Source organism: Amycolatopsis acidicola (assembly GCF_007713735.2).
GTDB lineage: Bacteria > Actinomycetota > Actinomycetes > Mycobacteriales > Pseudonocardiaceae > Amycolatopsis_E > Amycolatopsis_E acidicola.
In genome coordinates this window covers 221378-237048 of the sequence record NZ_VMNW02000002.1, presented here as the reverse complement: position 1 = coordinate 237048, position 15671 = coordinate 221378, and the positions used below count along the sequence as shown (strand labels likewise).

General features: G+C 70.1%; 14 protein-coding genes. 10 read left to right on the top strand and 4 right to left on the bottom strand.

Annotated features, from left to right (window positions below):
• The first annotated feature begins 5 nt into the window (after positions 1-5).
• Both FPZ12_RS02725 and FPZ12_RS02720 read left to right on the top strand, forming a co-directional pair.
• Positions 6-944 (top strand): alpha/beta hydrolase, encoded by a 939-nt coding sequence (locus FPZ12_RS02725; protein WP_144748116.1) that lies wholly within the window; start codon positions 6-8, stop codon positions 942-944.
• A gap of 3 nt (positions 945-947) precedes the next feature.
• Positions 948-2528, top strand: coding sequence for a flavin-containing monooxygenase (locus tag FPZ12_RS02720; protein WP_144748115.1), 1581 nt, complete (start codon positions 948-950; stop codon positions 2526-2528).
• A 714-nt stretch (positions 2529-3242) separates the two neighbouring features.
• Here FPZ12_RS02720 and FPZ12_RS02715 read toward each other — a convergent pair.
• The 4 genes from FPZ12_RS02715 to FPZ12_RS02700 form a co-directional block, all read right to left on the bottom strand.
• Entirely contained in the window at positions 3243-4067 is an 825-nt protein-coding gene (locus FPZ12_RS02715) for a DUF72 domain-containing protein (protein ID WP_144745973.1), read from the bottom strand.
• 82 nt (positions 4068-4149) lie between these two features.
• Positions 4150-4929 (bottom strand): enoyl-CoA hydratase/isomerase family protein, encoded by a 780-nt coding sequence (locus FPZ12_RS02710; RefSeq protein WP_144745795.1) that lies wholly within the window; start codon positions 4927-4929, stop codon positions 4150-4152.
• Complete coding sequence (locus FPZ12_RS02705; RefSeq protein ID WP_144745797.1) at positions 4926-5930, bottom strand: acyl-CoA dehydrogenase family protein; 1005 nt, start codon at positions 5928-5930, stop codon at positions 4926-4928. Before FPZ12_RS02705 ends, FPZ12_RS02710 begins: the two co-directional genes overlap by 4 nt.
• The gene (locus FPZ12_RS02700; protein WP_144745798.1) at positions 5930-7057 is read right to left on the bottom strand and encodes an acyl-CoA dehydrogenase family protein; all 1128 of its coding nucleotides are present in this window, start codon (positions 7055-7057) and stop codon (positions 5930-5932) included. The genes FPZ12_RS02705 and FPZ12_RS02700 overlap by 1 nt, the downstream gene beginning before the upstream one ends.
• A gap of 101 nt (positions 7058-7158) precedes the next feature.
• Here FPZ12_RS02700 and FPZ12_RS02695 point away from each other — a divergent pair, with 101 nt between their 5' ends.
• The 8 genes from FPZ12_RS02695 to FPZ12_RS02660 all read left to right on the top strand — a co-directional run bounded on the left by FPZ12_RS02695 (position 7159) and on the right by FPZ12_RS02660 (position 15521).
• Complete coding sequence (locus tag FPZ12_RS02695) at positions 7159-7887, top strand: IclR family transcriptional regulator (RefSeq protein WP_243769642.1); 729 nt, start codon at positions 7159-7161, stop codon at positions 7885-7887.
• A gap of 55 nt (positions 7888-7942) precedes the next feature.
• Entirely contained in the window at positions 7943-8947 is a 1005-nt protein-coding gene (gene fgd, locus FPZ12_RS02690) for a glucose-6-phosphate dehydrogenase (coenzyme-F420) (protein ID WP_144745802.1), read from the top strand.
• A 148-nt stretch (positions 8948-9095) separates the two neighbouring features.
• The gene (locus FPZ12_RS02685) at positions 9096-10649 is read left to right on the top strand and encodes a class I adenylate-forming enzyme family protein (protein WP_144745804.1); all 1554 of its coding nucleotides are present in this window, start codon (positions 9096-9098) and stop codon (positions 10647-10649) included.
• Positions 10646-12091 (top strand): acyclic terpene utilization AtuA family protein, encoded by a 1446-nt coding sequence (locus tag FPZ12_RS02680; RefSeq protein ID WP_144745805.1) that lies wholly within the window; start codon positions 10646-10648, stop codon positions 12089-12091. The genes FPZ12_RS02685 and FPZ12_RS02680 overlap by 4 nt, the downstream gene beginning before the upstream one ends.
• On the top strand, positions 12078-12404 hold the full coding sequence (locus FPZ12_RS02675; RefSeq protein ID WP_144745807.1) for a DUF4387 family protein: 327 nt from the start codon (positions 12078-12080) through the stop codon (positions 12402-12404). The genes FPZ12_RS02680 and FPZ12_RS02675 overlap by 14 nt, the downstream gene beginning before the upstream one ends.
• A complete protein-coding gene (locus FPZ12_RS02670; protein ID WP_144745809.1) occupies positions 12401-13408 on the top strand; it encodes an LLM class flavin-dependent oxidoreductase in 1008 nt (335 codons plus the stop codon). The genes FPZ12_RS02675 and FPZ12_RS02670 overlap by 4 nt, the downstream gene beginning before the upstream one ends.
• 29 nt (positions 13409-13437) lie before the next feature.
• Positions 13438-14721, top strand: coding sequence for a cytochrome P450 (locus FPZ12_RS02665; protein ID WP_144745811.1), 1284 nt, complete (start codon positions 13438-13440; stop codon positions 14719-14721).
• On the top strand, positions 14718-15521 hold the full coding sequence (locus FPZ12_RS02660; RefSeq protein WP_144745813.1) for an SDR family NAD(P)-dependent oxidoreductase: 804 nt from the start codon (positions 14718-14720) through the stop codon (positions 15519-15521). The genes FPZ12_RS02665 and FPZ12_RS02660 overlap by 4 nt, the downstream gene beginning before the upstream one ends.
• Positions 15522-15671: the final 150 nt, after the last annotated feature.

The following is a 15671-nucleotide window of genomic DNA, read 5'->3' as shown; positions in this document are numbered from 1 at the left end:
GCGCGATGCCACTGGAAGCGGTTTCCCAGGCCTTCCTGGCGCAGCTGGCCGAGCCGGGCGACCCGCCGATCCACGAGTCGACGCCCGCGGTCGCGCGGCTGAGCGGGCCGATCTTCGCGGGGATGAGCGGGCCGGGGCCCGAGGTCGCGTCGGTCGAGGACCTGAAGCTCGACGGCAAGGGCGGGCGGTTCCGGGTGCGGGTGCTGCGCCCGGAGGGCGAACCCCGGGCGACGATCGTGTACTTCCATGGTGGGGGCTGGGTTCTCGGGGACATCGACCTGCAGTACGACCACCTGGGGCGGCTGCTGGCGAACCTCACGCGGTCGGCCGTCGTGCTCGTGAACTACCGCAAGGCGCCGGAGTATCCGTTCCCGGCCGCCGTCGAGGACAGCTGGACCGGGCTGACCTGGGCGGCCGGGAATGTCGCGCCCGCCGGCACGCCGCTGATCGTCGCCGGGGACAGCGCCGGCGGCAATATCGCCGCGGTGATGACGTTGTGGGCGCGGGACCGCGGAGGCCCGAAGATCGACTTTCAGGCGCTGGTGTATCCCGTCACCGACTGCGACACCGAGCGTCGTTCGTATGTCGCGCCGGAGAACCAGTTGCTCCTCGGCAGGGAGACGATGCTCTGGTTCTGGAACCACTACCTCCCGGACACGCAGGCGCGCGCGCATCCGGACGCCTCGCCGTTGCGCGCGGCCGACCATACGGGTCTGCCACCCGCGCTGGTGTACGTCGCCGAGTACGACCCGCTGCACGACGAGGGGGTCGCTTACGCGAAAGCCCTTGAAGCAGCGGGGGTTCCGGTCGCGCTGGAGCGGGCCGAAGGGCAGATGCACGCGTATTTCCAGATGGTGAACATCCTCCCCGGCGCGAGCGAGGGCGTCCGGCTCGTCGCCGGCCACATCGGCCGGTTCGTCGCCGGGTACGGCAAGGAGGGGTGAACGATGCCCGACCACGACGTGATCGTCATCGGCGCCGGGTTCTCCGGCCTGTATCAGCTGAAGTGCCTGCGGGACCAGGGTTTCGACACGTGGGTCGTCGAAGCGGGCGACGAGGTCGGCGGCACGTGGTACTGGAACCGCTACCCGGGCGCGCGCTGTGACATCGAGTCGCTCGAGTACTCGTATTCGTTCGATCCGGCGCTGGAGCAGGAATGGGACTGGAGTGAGCGGTACGCGGCCCAGCCGGAGATCCTGGCGTACCTGAGGCATGTCGCCGATCGCTACGACCTGCGCCGGGACATCAGCTTCCGTACCCGCGTGGAGCAGCTGGACTGGGACGGTACACAGTGGACGGTGACCACCGACGACGGCGCGTCCCGGACGGCCCGGTACGTCATCGCCGCGACCGGGTGCCTGTCGATGCCGTCGCGGCCGGAGTTCGACGGGATGGCGGAGTTCGCGGGCGAGGTGTACTGGACGTCGAGCTGGCCGCACGAGGGCGTCGACCTGGCGGGCAAGCGCGTCGCGGTGATCGGCACCGGCTCGTCGGGGCTGCAGACGATCACCGCCATCGCGCCGATCGTCTCGCGGCTCACCGTTTTCCAGCGCACGCCGACCTACGCCGTGCCAGCCCACAACAAACCCATCGCCGACCGGCTCGCCGCGCTCCGCCCGCGTTATCCTGATTTCCGCGAGGAAAGCCGCCTGACTCGTGCGGGCTTCCATTGCGGCGAAGAGAGCACGGCCTTTTATGCCGACACCGAGCCCTCACGTGTCCGTGCGGAGTTCGAACGGCGCTGGCTCGACGGCGGATTGTGCTACACGCAGGCATTCCGCGACATCCTGACCGATGTGGACGCCAACGAGGCGGCGGCGGAGCACGTGCGCGAGCAGATCCGGCTGAAGGTGGCGGACCCGGAGCTCGCCGAACGGCTGACCCCGCGGACCTACCCGATCGGCGCGAAGCGGATGTGCGTGGACACCGGGTATTTCGAGGTCTACAACGAGGACCATGTGTCCCTTGTGGACATCGAAACTGACCCGATCCGCCGGATTACCCCGCGCGGCATCCTGGCGGGCGAAACCGAGCATGAGGCCGAGGTGATCATCCTGGCGACCGGCTTCGACGCGATGACCGGTGCCCTGAACGCGATCGCCATCCGCAACGGCCGCCGGACCCTGCGGGAGAAATGGGAAGCCGGCCCGCAGACGTACCTCGGTCTGATGTCGGCGGGGTTCCCGAATCTGTTCTTCATTACCGGGCCACAGAGTCCGTCTGTGCTGTCGAATATGGTGACCTCGATCGAGTACCACGTCGACTGGGTCACCCGCGCGCTCGCCCACCTGCGGTCGAAAGGGTTGCGGCGCATGGAACCCGACCCCGCGGCGGAGGAGAACTGGGTCAACGCCACCAACGACATCGCCGACCTGACCGTCATGCCCCGCGCGGCTTCCTGGTACATGGGCGCGAACATCCCCGGCAAACGTCGCGTCTTCCTCCCGTTCGTCGGCGGTGTCGGCACGTACAAACAAATAGCGGACGGCGTGGCTGTCGCCGGCTACCACGGGTTCGAGCTGAGCTGAGGTTGGGGCGGTTGGGGGCATGTCCGGGAGGCGGAGGTCGATCCGGTATCCGCGCTCGCCGTGGGTCAGTTCCGCCTCGCACAACGGCCGGCTGCCGCTTTGCTCCGCGCCCACGACCAGGGGCCGGTAGCGGGAACTCATCGCCGCGGGCAGCTCGCCGGTTCTCCAGCACCAAGGCGGCGGGATCCGCTAGGTGCGAGTAGATCCCGTAGTGATCCGCGCCGGGCAGGTTCCGACGTAACCTAACTCGCGCAGCGCAAGGAGCGCGGGTTGGTACGTGCGTGCTTCGGAGCATGCGACTCGCCCACGACCGTGACCCGGCCCTGTGCCGACAGGCGGCGCCGGGGGAGCGAGGCCAGGGGCCGGGAGGGTTCCGAGACGCCGGCGGGAGCCTGCTCGAGTTTGACCACCGACGGGGGAGGACTGCCGACCCGGACATGGTTCTGGGCGGGAGGGTTCGAGGGAAGTGGCGAGGCGACCATCACACGGAGAGATCCCTCCCATGCCGAACTGGCTCGCGGAGTCGAAAGTCGAAGATCGCGTGGTACCCGTGCGCGGCGGTCAATGTCAGCCGCCCGTACCGCAGGATCGGGAGCTGCCGGTGGTATTTGAAGCGCCGATCGGCCCGCCTTTGACGTTCACGTAGCGCCAGGTGTGCCCGAGTACCACGGAATCCTTCGACACCGCGCCGGCCGCGACGACTTGCCAGGCGCCTCAGAAAAGTGTGGCGGGCTCGACCGGCTCCGGCTCGGGGAGGGGGTCGAGGCCGGGCACCAGTGCTCGTACGTCGTCGTGGAAGTGGCGGGCTAGTGCGGGCGCGTCGGCGTTGTCGGGGGTGTGGACGAAGACCGTCGGCGAGCGGCCCTCGCCTAGCCAGTCGGCGGCCACCGTGGCCCACGGCTGCCAACCGGTGACGGTTTCCTCGTTCGAATCGCGGCCCAGATAGCGGACGATCGGGTGGCCGGTCAACGCCCGCGTTCGCCGTGGCAGCCTCGGTTTCTTGGCCCAGGCTTCCTGTTCGGCCTCGCTCGCGGGCGGGCGCTGGAAGAAAACGGTGGTGTCGAACGGAACCCACTCGGAGTTCGCGCCGGCGAGTGCCCCCTCCAGGACCGACGTCGCCCCGGCATCGGTGAAGAACGCAGGATGGCGCACCTCCACGGCGCGCTGCCGGTCGGCCGGGAGCCGGCGCAGGAAGCGGGCGAGGGCATCGACGTCCGAAGGGCCGAAGGAGCCGGGCAACTGGGTCCACAGGACCGCCCGCTCACCGAGCGGTTCGATCGCGTCCAGGAACGCCCGCATCTCACGCTCGACGGCGACGAAGCGACGCTCGTGGGTGACGACCTTGGGCAGCTTGACCACGAACCGGAAGCCGGGGCCGGTCTGGTCGGCCCAGGCCAGGACGGTTTTCCGGGCGGGGGTCGCGTAGAAGGTGGTGTTGCCCTCGACCGCATTGCACCAGCCCGCGTAGGCCCGCAGGCGCTTGTCCGCCGGCAAGGACTGCGGCACGAACCGCCCGGACCACGCCTTGTGGGTCCACATCGCGCAGCCGACCTGAAGACGCGCCACTCCGTCAGCTCCCCTCGCTCGGGACCCAACGCTACTACCGGGCAAGCAGACCAGGCTATTCGCCGGTGAAGACCGGGGCGCGCTTCTCCCGGAAGGCTGTGAGTGCTTCGGCGGAGTCCTTTGTGGACTGGATCACCGCCTGTTCCGCGGCGACCATCGAGAGCGACGTGCGGAAGTCCGTGTGTTCGCCTTGGCGTACCAGGCGTTTGATGGCCTGGATGGCGAGCGGCGGCCCGTCGGCGAGGCGGCGGCACAGGCGCGCGGCTTCGGCGGCCAGCTCCTCCGCGGTGTGCACGGACAGCACGAGGCCGAGGCCGAGAGCTTCCCGGGCGTCGACGAAACGGCCTGTCCACAACAGTTCCAGCGCGCGGGCCTGCCCGACGATACGCGGCAGCAGATGCGCGCCGCCGTCGCCGGGGATCAGGCCGACGCGGACGTAGGCCTCGGAGAACCGGGCGCGATCCGAAGCCAGCCGGATGTCGCAGGCGAGCGCCATGTCCATGCCCGCGCCGACGGCCACCCCGTCGACGGCCGCGATCAGGGGTTTCTCCAGTTCCAGCGCGGCGGCCGCGACGCGGTGCACGCGCTGGGTGAGTACCTGCCGGCGCCCGAGCGTCGAGGTGATCTCGCCGAAGTCGTCCAGGTCCACGCCGGAGCAGAAGGCGCCGCCCGCACCGGTGACGAGCACGACGCGCACTTCCGGATCCGTGCGGGCGGAGCGCAGGGCCGCGGCCCACTCGTCGAGCATGGCGAGGGTGAAGGCGTTCTTGCGGTCCGGGCGGTTGAGCAGGATCGTGCCGATCCCGTCCTCGACGGTGTAGGTGAGGGCGCTCATGCGGAGGCCCTTCCGGTAGAGACGAGCTGCCACAGGTGGTCGCGTCCGGCGGCCGTGGCGAGGTCGGTGAGCAGGGAGTCCCAGTGCTGTACCGAGCCGAATTCCGAGCGCCAGGCGAGTGCGGCGGTGGTGAACTCGTGCAGCCGGTGTTCGCGGGTGGTGCCGATCGCGCCGTGCACCTGGTGGGCGTTGCGCACGACCGTCGCCGCGGCGTGTCCGGCGCAGGAGCGGGCGACGGCGATCCGGTAATCCAGGGACAGGGCGCCCCATCCGTTGTTCACTGCTTCGCGGAGCGCGGCTTCCGTGGCCGCGCGGGCGAGGGCGGCTTCGGCGGCGATGTCGGCCACGAGGTGTTGCACCGCCTGGAGTTTCGCCAGCGGGCGGCCGAACTGCGTCCGCTCGCTCGCGTGCGTGACGGACAGTTCCAGAATACGGTCGAGCGCGGCGCAGACCTGCAACCCCCGGGCGAGCGCGCCGCGCCGGAAAAGGTGGCGCACCAGGGTTTCCGGGATCTCGGTGCCCGGCAGACCGGTCGCGGACACAATGTCGCGCGGTTCGCCGGCGATGCCGGTGCCCGGGGTGATGGTGACGTTGTCGGTGTCGGCGATCCGCCACGTCCCGTTCTCGGCCCAGACGACGACCACGCGCTCGGCCCACGAAGCCCACGGAACCTCGGTGGCAGTCCCGTTTTCGAGCACGCACACGGTGCGGCGGGCATCCCCGGTTTCGAGCCCGGCGGCGTCCAGCAGCCAGCAGGCGAGCAGGTCGTGTTCGGCCAGGGGAGCGCGGACACCGTGGTATGCGGCCGCGCGCAGGAGCTCGGCGGCTTCGAGCCAGCTCGCGCCGCTACCGCCGCGGTCTTCGGCGCCGGTGAGCCGGGTGAGGCCGAGTTCGCCGAGCTGGCCCCACAACGTGTCGTCGCACAGCGCCCCGGTTTTCTCGCGATGGTGCTCGAACACGTCCGACATCATCCCGGTCAATGTGCTGTCCACAGTGGACATCAGCGCATCCCCAATCCGCGCGCGATGACCCCGCGCAGTACTTCGTTGGTGCCGCCGCGCAGCGTGAACCCGGGACGCTGCAACGCGGCTTCGTCCACCAGCTTCCGGTACTCCGCCGGCGCGGCCGAATCGGTGAGCGCACCGGCGAATTCGGCGATGTCGCCTTCGGTGGTGGTGCCCAGTACCTTGACCACGGCCGCGGCGGTGTCGGCCGGTTCCCGCCGCTGCAGGGCTCCGGCGACGGCGAGGGACATCTCGTGCAGACCGGCCACGCGGGCGAGGTTCCGGCCCAACCCTGTGTCGCGCGGGAGCGTGCCCTCGCGCATCAGCTCCGCCGTTTCGGCCAGCAGCGGAAACGTGGACAGGAAGCGCTCCGGGCCGCTGCGTTCGAACGACAGCTCCGAGGTCACCTGCTTCCAGCCTTCGCCGACGGTGCCGAACACCTGCTCGTCGGGGACGAAGACGTCGTCGAGGATGACCTCGTTGAAATGGTGCGCCCCGGTCATCGAGATGATCGGGCGGATGTCCACCCCGGGCGAGCGCAGGTCGACCAGGAACTGGCTGAGCCCGTCGTGCCGGTGCTCGCGGTCCAGCGGACTGTTGCGGGCCAGGCAGATGAACGCGTCGGCGAGATGGGCCCCGGAGGTCCACACCTTGGTGCCGGTGACCCGCCAGCCGCCGTCGGCCCGGACCGCTTTGGTGCGGACGCTGGCGAGGTCGGAGCCGGAGTCGGGTTCGCTCATGCCGATCGCGAAGAAGCATTCGCCGCGGGCGATCGACGGCAGGTAGCGGCGTTTCTGGTCCTCGGTCCCGTATTTGAGCAGTGATGGCACGATCTGCCGGTCGGCGATCCAGTGCGCGGCCACCGGTGCTCCGGCGGCGAGCAGTTCCTCGGTCACCACGAACCGTTCGAGGTGGCTGAGCCCGTGCCCGCCGTACTCGGCAGGCACGGTCATGCCGAGCCAGCCCTTCGCCGCCAGCGCGCGGGTGAACTCTTCGTCCCAGCCCGTCAGCCAGGAGTCCACGCGCGCCGGGAGTCCTTGCCCGGCAAGGAACTCGCGCACCTCGGCCCGGAGCCGGTCAAGCGCGGGGGAGTCCTCGGGGACCGCCGGTACGAGCCGGGTCATGACGCCGTCCTTTCCGCGGGGGAGTCTCCGAGCACTATCGCAGCCTCGCCCCCGGTTACGCAATAGTGGACAGAGTTACGTATATCGGTAAGATGGGCAAAGTGGACGACGAACCCCGCGGCCGGGCAAGGCATCGGACAGTGGACCGCATCGCGGCGATCCTCGAACTGGTCGCGCGCTCGCGAAGCGGGCTGACGCTCAGTGAGCTGGCGGAATGCCTCGGCGCGCCGGTGAGTTCCACGCAGGGGCTGGTCAACGGCCTGGTCGCCACCGGCTACGTGGAGGAACGCGGGCGCCGCTACTTCCTGGGCAGCGCGCCCTATCTGCTCAACCGGCTGGCGGGGCGAGCGCCGGTTCCGGCGGTGACGCACGCTGATCTGGAGCGCATTCACGAGCGCTCCGGGCTCACGACCGTGCTGTCCATCGTGGTGGGGCCGGCCCTGTTCTACGTGGATTACTGTTCGTCGGACCCGAAGTTCGCCTATCTCGCCGAAAACCACGTCCGCCGCTCGCTCATCCGCACCTCGGGTGGCTGGATCCTGCTGGCGGACATGGAGAAACGCGATCTGTGGGCCTATCTGCGTGGCTTGCCCGATGCCGACCAGGAGCTGATCGAACCGTTCCTGGCCGCGCTCCCGGAGATCCGCGAGAGCGGCGTCTGCGCGGCACCCCACGCGTCGGTGGACGGTGACGGGGTGTCCATCGCCGTGCGGGAGAGTGGCAAGGCGGTGGCGGCCGTCGGGATCATCGGGTCTCATCCGGTGATTTCCCGGCGGCGGGGCGAGCTGACCTCGATCCTGCGTGAGCAGGCCTCGACGTGGCCCCGTTAGACCGGACAGCGCACCATGGTGACAGGTGTTCCTGACGAAAGGCGGAAGAGCGACAGTGGAGCTCAAGGTTGGCTACAAGGCGTCCGCGGAGCAGTTCGGGCCGCGTGACCTGGTCGAGTTCGCGGTGCGGGCGGAGGAGGCCGGACTCGACACGGTGATGGTGTCCGACCACTTCCTGCCGTGGCGCCACGAAGGCGGGCACGCGCCGTTCGCGCTGTCCTGGATGTCGGCGGTGGCGGAGCGCACGAAGCGGGTCCAGATCGGCACCAGCGTGCTCACGCCCACTTTCCGGTACAACCCGGCGGTGATCGCGCAGGCGTTCGCGACGATGTCGCTGCTGTCGAACGGGCGGGTGCTGCTCGGCGTCGGCACGGGCGAGGCGCTCAACGAGTTCGCCGTGTCGGGCGACGAATGGCCCGAGTTCAAGGAACGCTTCGCGCGGCTGCGTGAGGCCATCGCGCTGATGCGGGAGCTGTGGACCAAGGACGACGTCTCGTTCGACGGCGAGTACTACAAACTGGTGCACGCGAAGATCTACGACCGGCCCGAGCAGCCGGTGCCGGTGTATGTCGCGGCGGGCGGCCCCGTCGTGGCGCGGTACGCGGGCCGCGCGGCCGACGGGTTCATCTGCACCTCGGGCAAGGGCATGGAGCTCTACACCGAAAAGCTGATACCGGCGGTCGCCGAGGGCGCGGAGAAGGCCGCGCGCGACGCCGCCGGCATCGACCGGATGATCGAGATCAAGCTGTCCTACGACCGGGATCCCCAGCAGGCGCTGGAAAACACCCGCTTCTGGGCGCCGCTGTCGCTGAGCGCCGAACAGAAGCACACCGTCAACTCGGCGGAGGAGATGGAAAAGCTCGCCGACGAACTGCCGCTCGAGCAGATCGCCCGCCGCTGGATCGTGGCGTCCACCCCGGACGAGGCCGTCGCCGGCATCAAGCCCTACCTCGACGCGGGCTTCAACCACCTGGTGTTCCACGGCCCGGGCCACGACCAGAACCGCTTCCTCGGCCAGTTCGCCGAAGACGTCATGCCGCGCCTGCGCGCACTCGCCTGACGCCCTGGTTCCCGCCGAAGCCCCGGCGCGCACCGCGTGCCGGGGCTTCGTCTCGTGCGGACCTCGCCACGCGGCCCTTGACACCGGGATCGATAACACGCTAAACATACGCATAGTTAAATGCGGTTCGTGACGCCCGGGAGGTTCGATGAAGAACGAGGCGGCCGGAGCCGTCGCCGGGCTCCTCCACACCGGCGACTCCGGGCTGTGGCTGGCAATCGGGCCCGGTCAGGCCGACCGCGTTGTTCTCCGGCACGGCGGTCTCGCACTCACGGCGGGTCAGCTGGAGCTGTCCGCCCGGCGGGTCGCGGGCGGGCTGGCGAGGGCGGGCATCCAACCTGGCGACCGTGTGGTTGTGGTGCAGCGCAACGGGATCGAGCTGATCGAGCTGCTACTGGGGTGTACTTACGCGGGGGCGGTGGTCGTGCCCGTCAACTGGCGGCTGGCTCCCGCGGAACTCGCGGCCGTGGTGCACGACGCCGGGCCTGCCGCGCTCATTGCTCAGGAAGGAATCGGGGGAGTGCCGCGCGATCTCGGCGGCGTGCGGCTGCGGCTGTGCCTCGACGCGGGCTACCGCTCGTGGCGGGACGCCGAAACGCCCGCCGCTACGCCGCGCCCGGCGCCCGGCGGTGTGGTCGCGCAGGTCTACACGTCGGGCACCGGCGGGGTTCCCAAAGGGGTTCAGCTCACCGCGGCCAACATCGGTGCCAAGGTCGCTCACGTCGCGCGAGTCTGGGACTTCACCGCTTCCTCCGTGAGCCTGCTGGCAACTCCGCTGTTCCACATAGGTGCGCTGAGCTGGGCGCTGGTCGGCCTGCACGCCGGTGCGACGACCGTGGTCGCGGAGTCGGTGAGGGCGGACGTGCTCGTCCGCGCCTTCCGCGACGAGGGCATCTCGCACGCTTTCCTGGTGCCGACCCTGCTGCAGCGGCTGTGTGAGTCGCTGGAGGCGGGCGAGACTTTGCCGGAGCTGCGCGACATCGTGTACGGCGCGGCGCCGATCACACCGGCCGAACAGCGTCGCGCGGCCGGGCGTCTCGGCTGCCGCCTGCACCAGCTTTACGGTCTCACTGAAACCACCGGCGGCATCACCCAGCTCGACGTCGACGCCGATTCGGTGTCCGCGCCGGAGTCCCTTTCGGTCGGAAAGCCCTATCCCTGGGTCGAGGTGGAGATCCGCGACCCGGAGTCCGGGGCGCCGGTCGCCCCTGGCGAGACGGGCGAGGTGTGGACTCGTTCGCCACAGAACACCCCGGGCTACGCGGGCAGGCCGGACGAAACCGCGGCCCTGCTCACCCCGGACGGCTGGCTGCGGACCGGCGACGGCGGGCGCCTCGGGCCACAGGGGCATCTGTTCCTCACCGACCGAATCAAGGACATGATCGTGACCGGCGGGGAGAACGTGTATCCCGCCGAGCTGGAGCGGGTGCTCCGTGAACACCCCGGCATCGCCGACGCCGCCGTAGTCGGCATCCCGGACGAGCGATGGGGCGAGCTCGTCACCGCCGTGGTCGTGCCCCGGCCAGGGAGCGGCCTGACCGAAACGGAAGTCGCCGATTTCACCGCCGGCCGGATCGCGGGCTACAAGCGCCCGCGCCGGGTGGTGCTCACCCAGGACCTGCCGCGCAACGCGACCGGCAAGGTCCTCAAGCGGTCCCTGCGGCGAGAACTCGCCGCGGGGCAGGAAGGAGTGGCGCGATGACCAGCGCCCGAACGACCCCGGGTAAGGTCCGGATCCTAGGGTTCGTCAACCACATCGCCCCGGGGCCCGAGATCGCGGCGAGCATCGACCGTGCCTTCGAATGGGGCGTCGACGTGATCGTCGCGCAGGGAACGGGCAGCGACTGGGGCCCGTATTGGCTCGGCTCCGGTGAAATGCCCGCCGCGGATGTGGCGGCGAACGTCGAACCGTACGTGGCGGCCGCCGTGCGTCACGGCGTCCCGTTCGTCTTTTCCTTCGGCATCGCCGGTTCGGACGTGCATCTCGAACGCGACCTCGCGCAGTTCGATGCGCTGTGCGAACGCCGTGGCTGGGACCTCCGTGTCGGCGTCGTCCGGTCCGAAGTGGACAAAGACCTGCTCAAGCGCGCGGTCGAGGACGGGCCTGCGGTCGTGGCTGCGGGGGAGGACCCTCAGCTGCCGGCCGAACTCGGCACGGCCGATGTGGACGCGGCCGAGCGGGTGGTCGCGCTCATCGGGCCGGAGCCCGTCATGGCGGCGCTGGCGGACGGGGTCGACGGCGTGCTCACGGGCCGCGCGCTGGACATCGGGTTGTTCATGGCGCTGCCGATGCTGCGCGGCCTGCCCAAGGCGATCGCCGCGCACGCCGGGAAACTGCTCGAATGCGGTGGTCTCGCCGCGGAGCCGGGGGATTCCGGGCAGTGCCTGTGGGCCGAACTCGGCCCGGACGGGTTCGAGGTGCGTTCACCCAGCCCGGACCATGTCGTCAGCGTGCGATCCCTGGTCTCGCATACCTTCTACGAGCGGTCGCACCCCTCGCTCGAGGAAAACCCGGGCGGGGTACTGGATTTGCGGGAAGCGACCTACCGCCCCACCGAACTCGGCGTGTGGTGCGAAGGCGCGGCCTGGATCGAAAAACCCTATACGGTCCTGATGGAAGGGGCCACGCGGACAGGGTTCCGCGCGGTGTCGGTGCTCGGCGTCCGGGAACCCGCATTGCTCGCCCGGATACGCGAGTGGGCCGACTCCGCGGAGGGACAGGTCCGCGGCGCCGCCCGCTTCGCGACCGCGTTCGCCGAGGGCAAGGTGGAACTCGGGATCCGGATCTTCGGCCTCGACGGGGTACTGGGAGCGCTGGAACCCCATGACCGGGTGACCGGGCACGAGGCCTCGGTGATCGTCGACGTCGTCGCCGACGACCGCGCGCTCGCCGAGCAGGTCGCCTACTTCGCGTTCATCCGCTTGTTCATCGGGCCCTACCCGGGCCGCAAGACGACGGCGGGCAACGCGGCCGCCCCGTTCATGCCGGTGGTGATCCCGGTGTCGGAGGTCTACCGCTTCGGTATCTACCACCTGCTCCCGCTCACCGATCCGGTGGCGCCCTTCCCGTTCGCAGTCGAGCGGTTCCCCGGGCGCGCGACCGGGACGGGTGCCCGGAAGGAGAAGGCCGATGCGGCTGTCTGAGATCGCGGCGGTGATCCGCAGCAAGAACGCGGGACCGTTCTGCGTGACGATCGACCTGTTCTTCGACACCCGCGAGGACTACGAACTCGCCCGGGCCAGCCGCCTCCTGACACCGGCGGGAGTGGCCGGGGCGTACGGCGTCTCGGAGGACAAGGTCAAGGGCGTGCACTGGGACGAACGAGTCCTCGGCGCCAAGGTGTCCGTGCTCCGGTGGTCGTCGAGCTCCGACCCGTTCTGCACCGACTACTTCGGTGCCCATCTGCACCACCCGCTCGCCGCGGGTGAACTCGACCCCGCGGAGGTCTTGGCATGAAGTTCGGGATCCTGCTGACGTCGATCTACGATGGTTCGACGCCCGCGCGACGCCAGCGCGACGAACACGCCGAACTGGTCGCCACCGCCGAACAGGCCGGCTTCTCGCTCATGGTCGCCGGCCAGCATTTCCTCGGCGCGGAGCTCCGCTACTTCCAGCCCGTCCCGTGGCTGACGTACATGTCGCGGCACGCGCCCTCGATGGACGTCGCCACCGGCATCATCCTGCTGTCGATGGTCAACCCGGTCGACACCGCCGAGCAGTTGTCCACTTTGGACGTCCTCACCGGAGGCCGTGCGCGGTTCGGCGTCGGCCTCGGCTACAGCCCGCACGAGTTCGACGCGTTCGGCGTGGCCAAGGGCGAGCGGGTGCCCCGGTTCGAGGAGTCGCTCGAGCTGATCCGGCAGCTGTGGAGTGGTGAGAAAGTGACCTTCCACGGCCGTTTCACCGGGGTGACCGACGCGCGGCCCGCGGTGCGCCCGCTTCAGGCGGGCGGGCCCCCGGTCTGGATCGGCGGCCAGGCCGCCGGCGCGGTGAAGCGCGCGGCCCGGCTGGGCGACGCCTGGTACAGCCCGCCGTTCCCGACCCACGACGAGCTTTACGCCCTGCACCGGCTTTTCACCGACACCCGTGCCGAGGCGGGCAGCCGTCCGGCGAAGGAGTTCCCCGTGCGGCGGGAGCTGCTGATCGCGGACTCGCGCGAGGACGCGATCGAAGCGGCGCTCGTGCGGTACCGGGCGCGCTACGAGACCTACCGCAAATGGGGCCTCAACGGGCAGAACACGCCGGTGGGGAAGTCCGGCGAAGAGCTGCGCGAGGACATCGACCAGCGCTTCATCCTCGGCAGTCCCGAGGAGTGCGCCGCCGAACTGCACAAGCTCGGTGCCGAAATCGGGATGACCCACTTCGTCTACAAACCGCACTGGCCCGGTCTCCCGCACGCCGAGGCGATGCGGCAGCTGGACCGTTTCGGTTCCGAGGTGGTTCCCCTGCTCAAGGACTGATCCCTGGAACCGGCTCGACGAGGAGCACGATGACTACCACCACGACGGCCCCCGGGGTCCGAGACGACGAGATCACCGCGTTCTTCCGCGCGGACACCGACGCGATCCGCTGGCCCTACCCGATGTTCGACCGCTGGCGGGGTCACGGCGCGCTGCGCTGGGCAGCGGGACCGGCTGTCGTCGTCACCCGGTACGCCGACGTCAAGGCGCTGATGTCGGGGGAGCTGCCGGTCGGCAACGACGGGCACGCCCGCGGTTCGCTGGCGGACGGGACGGTGTCGCGGCTGCCAGCGCGCCAGCACCGGATCTTCCACGAGATCATGGAGTTCGAGAGCAACTTCATGAGCCGTCACGATGGCGCTTCGCACCTGCGCCTGCGGCGGATCGCTTCCCGCGCGTTCACTGGCCGCCGGATCGGCCTGCTCCGCGACGCCGTTCAGTCGCATGTGGACGAACTGTGCGAGGAGCTCGCGGCGGATCCGGCGCCGGATTTCAAGCGGCACCTTGCCGACCGGCTGCCGGTCCGGGTGATCGTCGACCTGCTCGGCGTTCCCCAGGCCGACCGGGACATGATCTGGGAGTGGGCCGAAGCGATCGCCGCCCACTTCACGATTTCCGAACAGAGCCTGGACGCCGCGGAGGCGGCGATCACCGCCTTCCGCGGGTACCTCGCCGACATGGTGGCGCGGCTGCGCCGCACTGGGGACGGGCCGGATCTGGCCCGGACACTGCTGGGCCGCCGGGACGAGGAGGCGATGACCGAGACGGAGCTGCAGGCGATGTACCTGCTGATCCTCTTCGGCGGCAGTGAAACGACCACGAACCTGCTCGGCAACGGGTTCCGCGCGCTGCAGGACCACCGCGATCAGTGGGACCTGCTGGTCGCGGATCCCGGTCAGGTCCGGGGCGCGGTCGACGAACTGCTCCGCTACGACTCGCCGCTGCAGTTCCTGCCGCGGGTCGCCCAGGCGGACTTCGAGCTCGACGGCCTGCCGGTGCGGGCCGGGGACACGGTACTGGCGGTGATCGGGGCGGCCAACCGTGACCCCTCGGTGTTCCCCGATCCTGCCCGGCTGGATCTGCTGCGCCCCACTAGGAACGAGCACCTCGCCCTCGCGTTCGGATCGCACTACTGCCTGGGCGCCGCGCTGGCCAGGCTGGAAGGCGAGGTCGTGTTCGACACCCTCGTCCGCCGGTTCCCGCGGATGCGGCTCCGCGGTGGCGAACCGCCCTACGGCGGCAGCGCGATGCTCCGGAAGATCACCAGCCAGCCGGTCGATCCGGGCCCGGACCGCGGGCGGGTGCCGCGGTGAGCGCGGGGCCGGTCGCCGTTGTCACCGGAGCCGCCAGCGGGATCGGCGCGGCGCTCGCTCGTGCCTGTGCCGCGCGAGGGATGGCGCTGGCGCTCGCGGACGTGGAAGCGGGACCGCTCGCGGAAGTTGCCGAATCCTTACGCGGCAACGGGTCGCGTGTGCTGGAATGCGCGATCGACGTGGCGGACGGTGATGCCGTCGCGGCCTTCGCCACGGCGGTGCGTGCGGAGTTCGGGCGGGTCGGCCTCGCGTGCCTCAACGCCGGGGTCGTCGGGCCCCGTCTGCCGGTCTGGGAGCAGCGTCCCGAGGACTGGCGGTGGGTGCTGTCGGTCAACCTCGGCGGGGTGGTCAACGGGCTCACGGCGTTCATCCCGGGGCTCATGAAGCAGGGCAGTGGTCACGTACTCGTGACGGCTTCGACAGCGGCTCTGAATCCGGTGCACGGTGGGGGAAACGGGCCATACGCGGCGAGCAAGCACGCTGTGCTGGGCCTCTGCGAGACGCTGCGGGAGGATCTCGGCGCCGCGGGCCATCCGGTCGGCGTGAGCGTGCTGTGCCCGGGGCCGGTGGCCACCCGGATCCGGGATGCCGCGCGGAACCGGCCGGACGCGGCCGGGGAGCCGCGTTCTCCGTCGCCCTCGTTCGAGAACACGATCACGACGATCGACGCGGACACGGCGGCGGCCCGCGCTCTCGCCGGGGTCGACGCCGGGCGGTTCCTCGTGCTGACCAACCCCGGGTCGGAGACCGAGGCCGGCGCGCGCTTCGCCCGCTTGGAGCGGGATCTCGTCGTGGAGTGAATCGGCCGGGCATCGATCCCGGCGCAACCGTTGACAAAGCCGGGGGGCAGCGCCTCACAATAACAACCGAAATATACGCATGGTAAGGATGGATGACCAATGAAGCTCAGTCGATCCCACATGTCCCGCCCGCGTTCCTCCCGGCGCGCT

Bases quoted from the DNA above. Each gene is read 5' to 3' on its own strand.
- FPZ12_RS02725 (WP_144748116.1), top strand. From the start codon at position 6: ATGCCACTGGAAGCGGTTTCCCAGGCCTTCCTGGCGCAGCTGGCCGAG.
- FPZ12_RS02720 (WP_144748115.1), top strand. From the start codon at position 948: ATGCCCGACCACGACGTGATCGTCATCGGCGCCGGGTTCTCCGGCCTG.
- FPZ12_RS02715 (WP_144745973.1), bottom strand. From the start codon at position 4,067: ATGTGGACCCACAAGGCGTGGTCCGGGCGGTTCGTGCCGCAGTCCTTG.
- FPZ12_RS02710 (WP_144745795.1), bottom strand. From the start codon at position 4,929: ATGAGCGCCCTCACCTACACCGTCGAGGACGGGATCGGCACGATCCTG.
- FPZ12_RS02705 (WP_144745797.1), bottom strand. From the start codon at position 5,930: ATGTCCACTGTGGACAGCACATTGACCGGGATGATGTCGGACGTGTTC.
- FPZ12_RS02700 (WP_144745798.1), bottom strand. From the start codon at position 7,057: ATGACCCGGCTCGTACCGGCGGTCCCCGAGGACTCCCCCGCGCTTGAC.
- FPZ12_RS02685 (WP_144745804.1), top strand. From the start codon at position 9,096: ATGAAGAACGAGGCGGCCGGAGCCGTCGCCGGGCTCCTCCACACCGGC.
- FPZ12_RS02680 (WP_144745805.1), top strand. From the start codon at position 10,646: ATGACCAGCGCCCGAACGACCCCGGGTAAGGTCCGGATCCTAGGGTTC.
- FPZ12_RS02675 (WP_144745807.1), top strand. From the start codon at position 12,078: ATGCGGCTGTCTGAGATCGCGGCGGTGATCCGCAGCAAGAACGCGGGA.
- FPZ12_RS02670 (WP_144745809.1), top strand. From the start codon at position 12,401: ATGAAGTTCGGGATCCTGCTGACGTCGATCTACGATGGTTCGACGCCC.
- FPZ12_RS02665 (WP_144745811.1), top strand. From the start codon at position 13,438: ATGACTACCACCACGACGGCCCCCGGGGTCCGAGACGACGAGATCACC.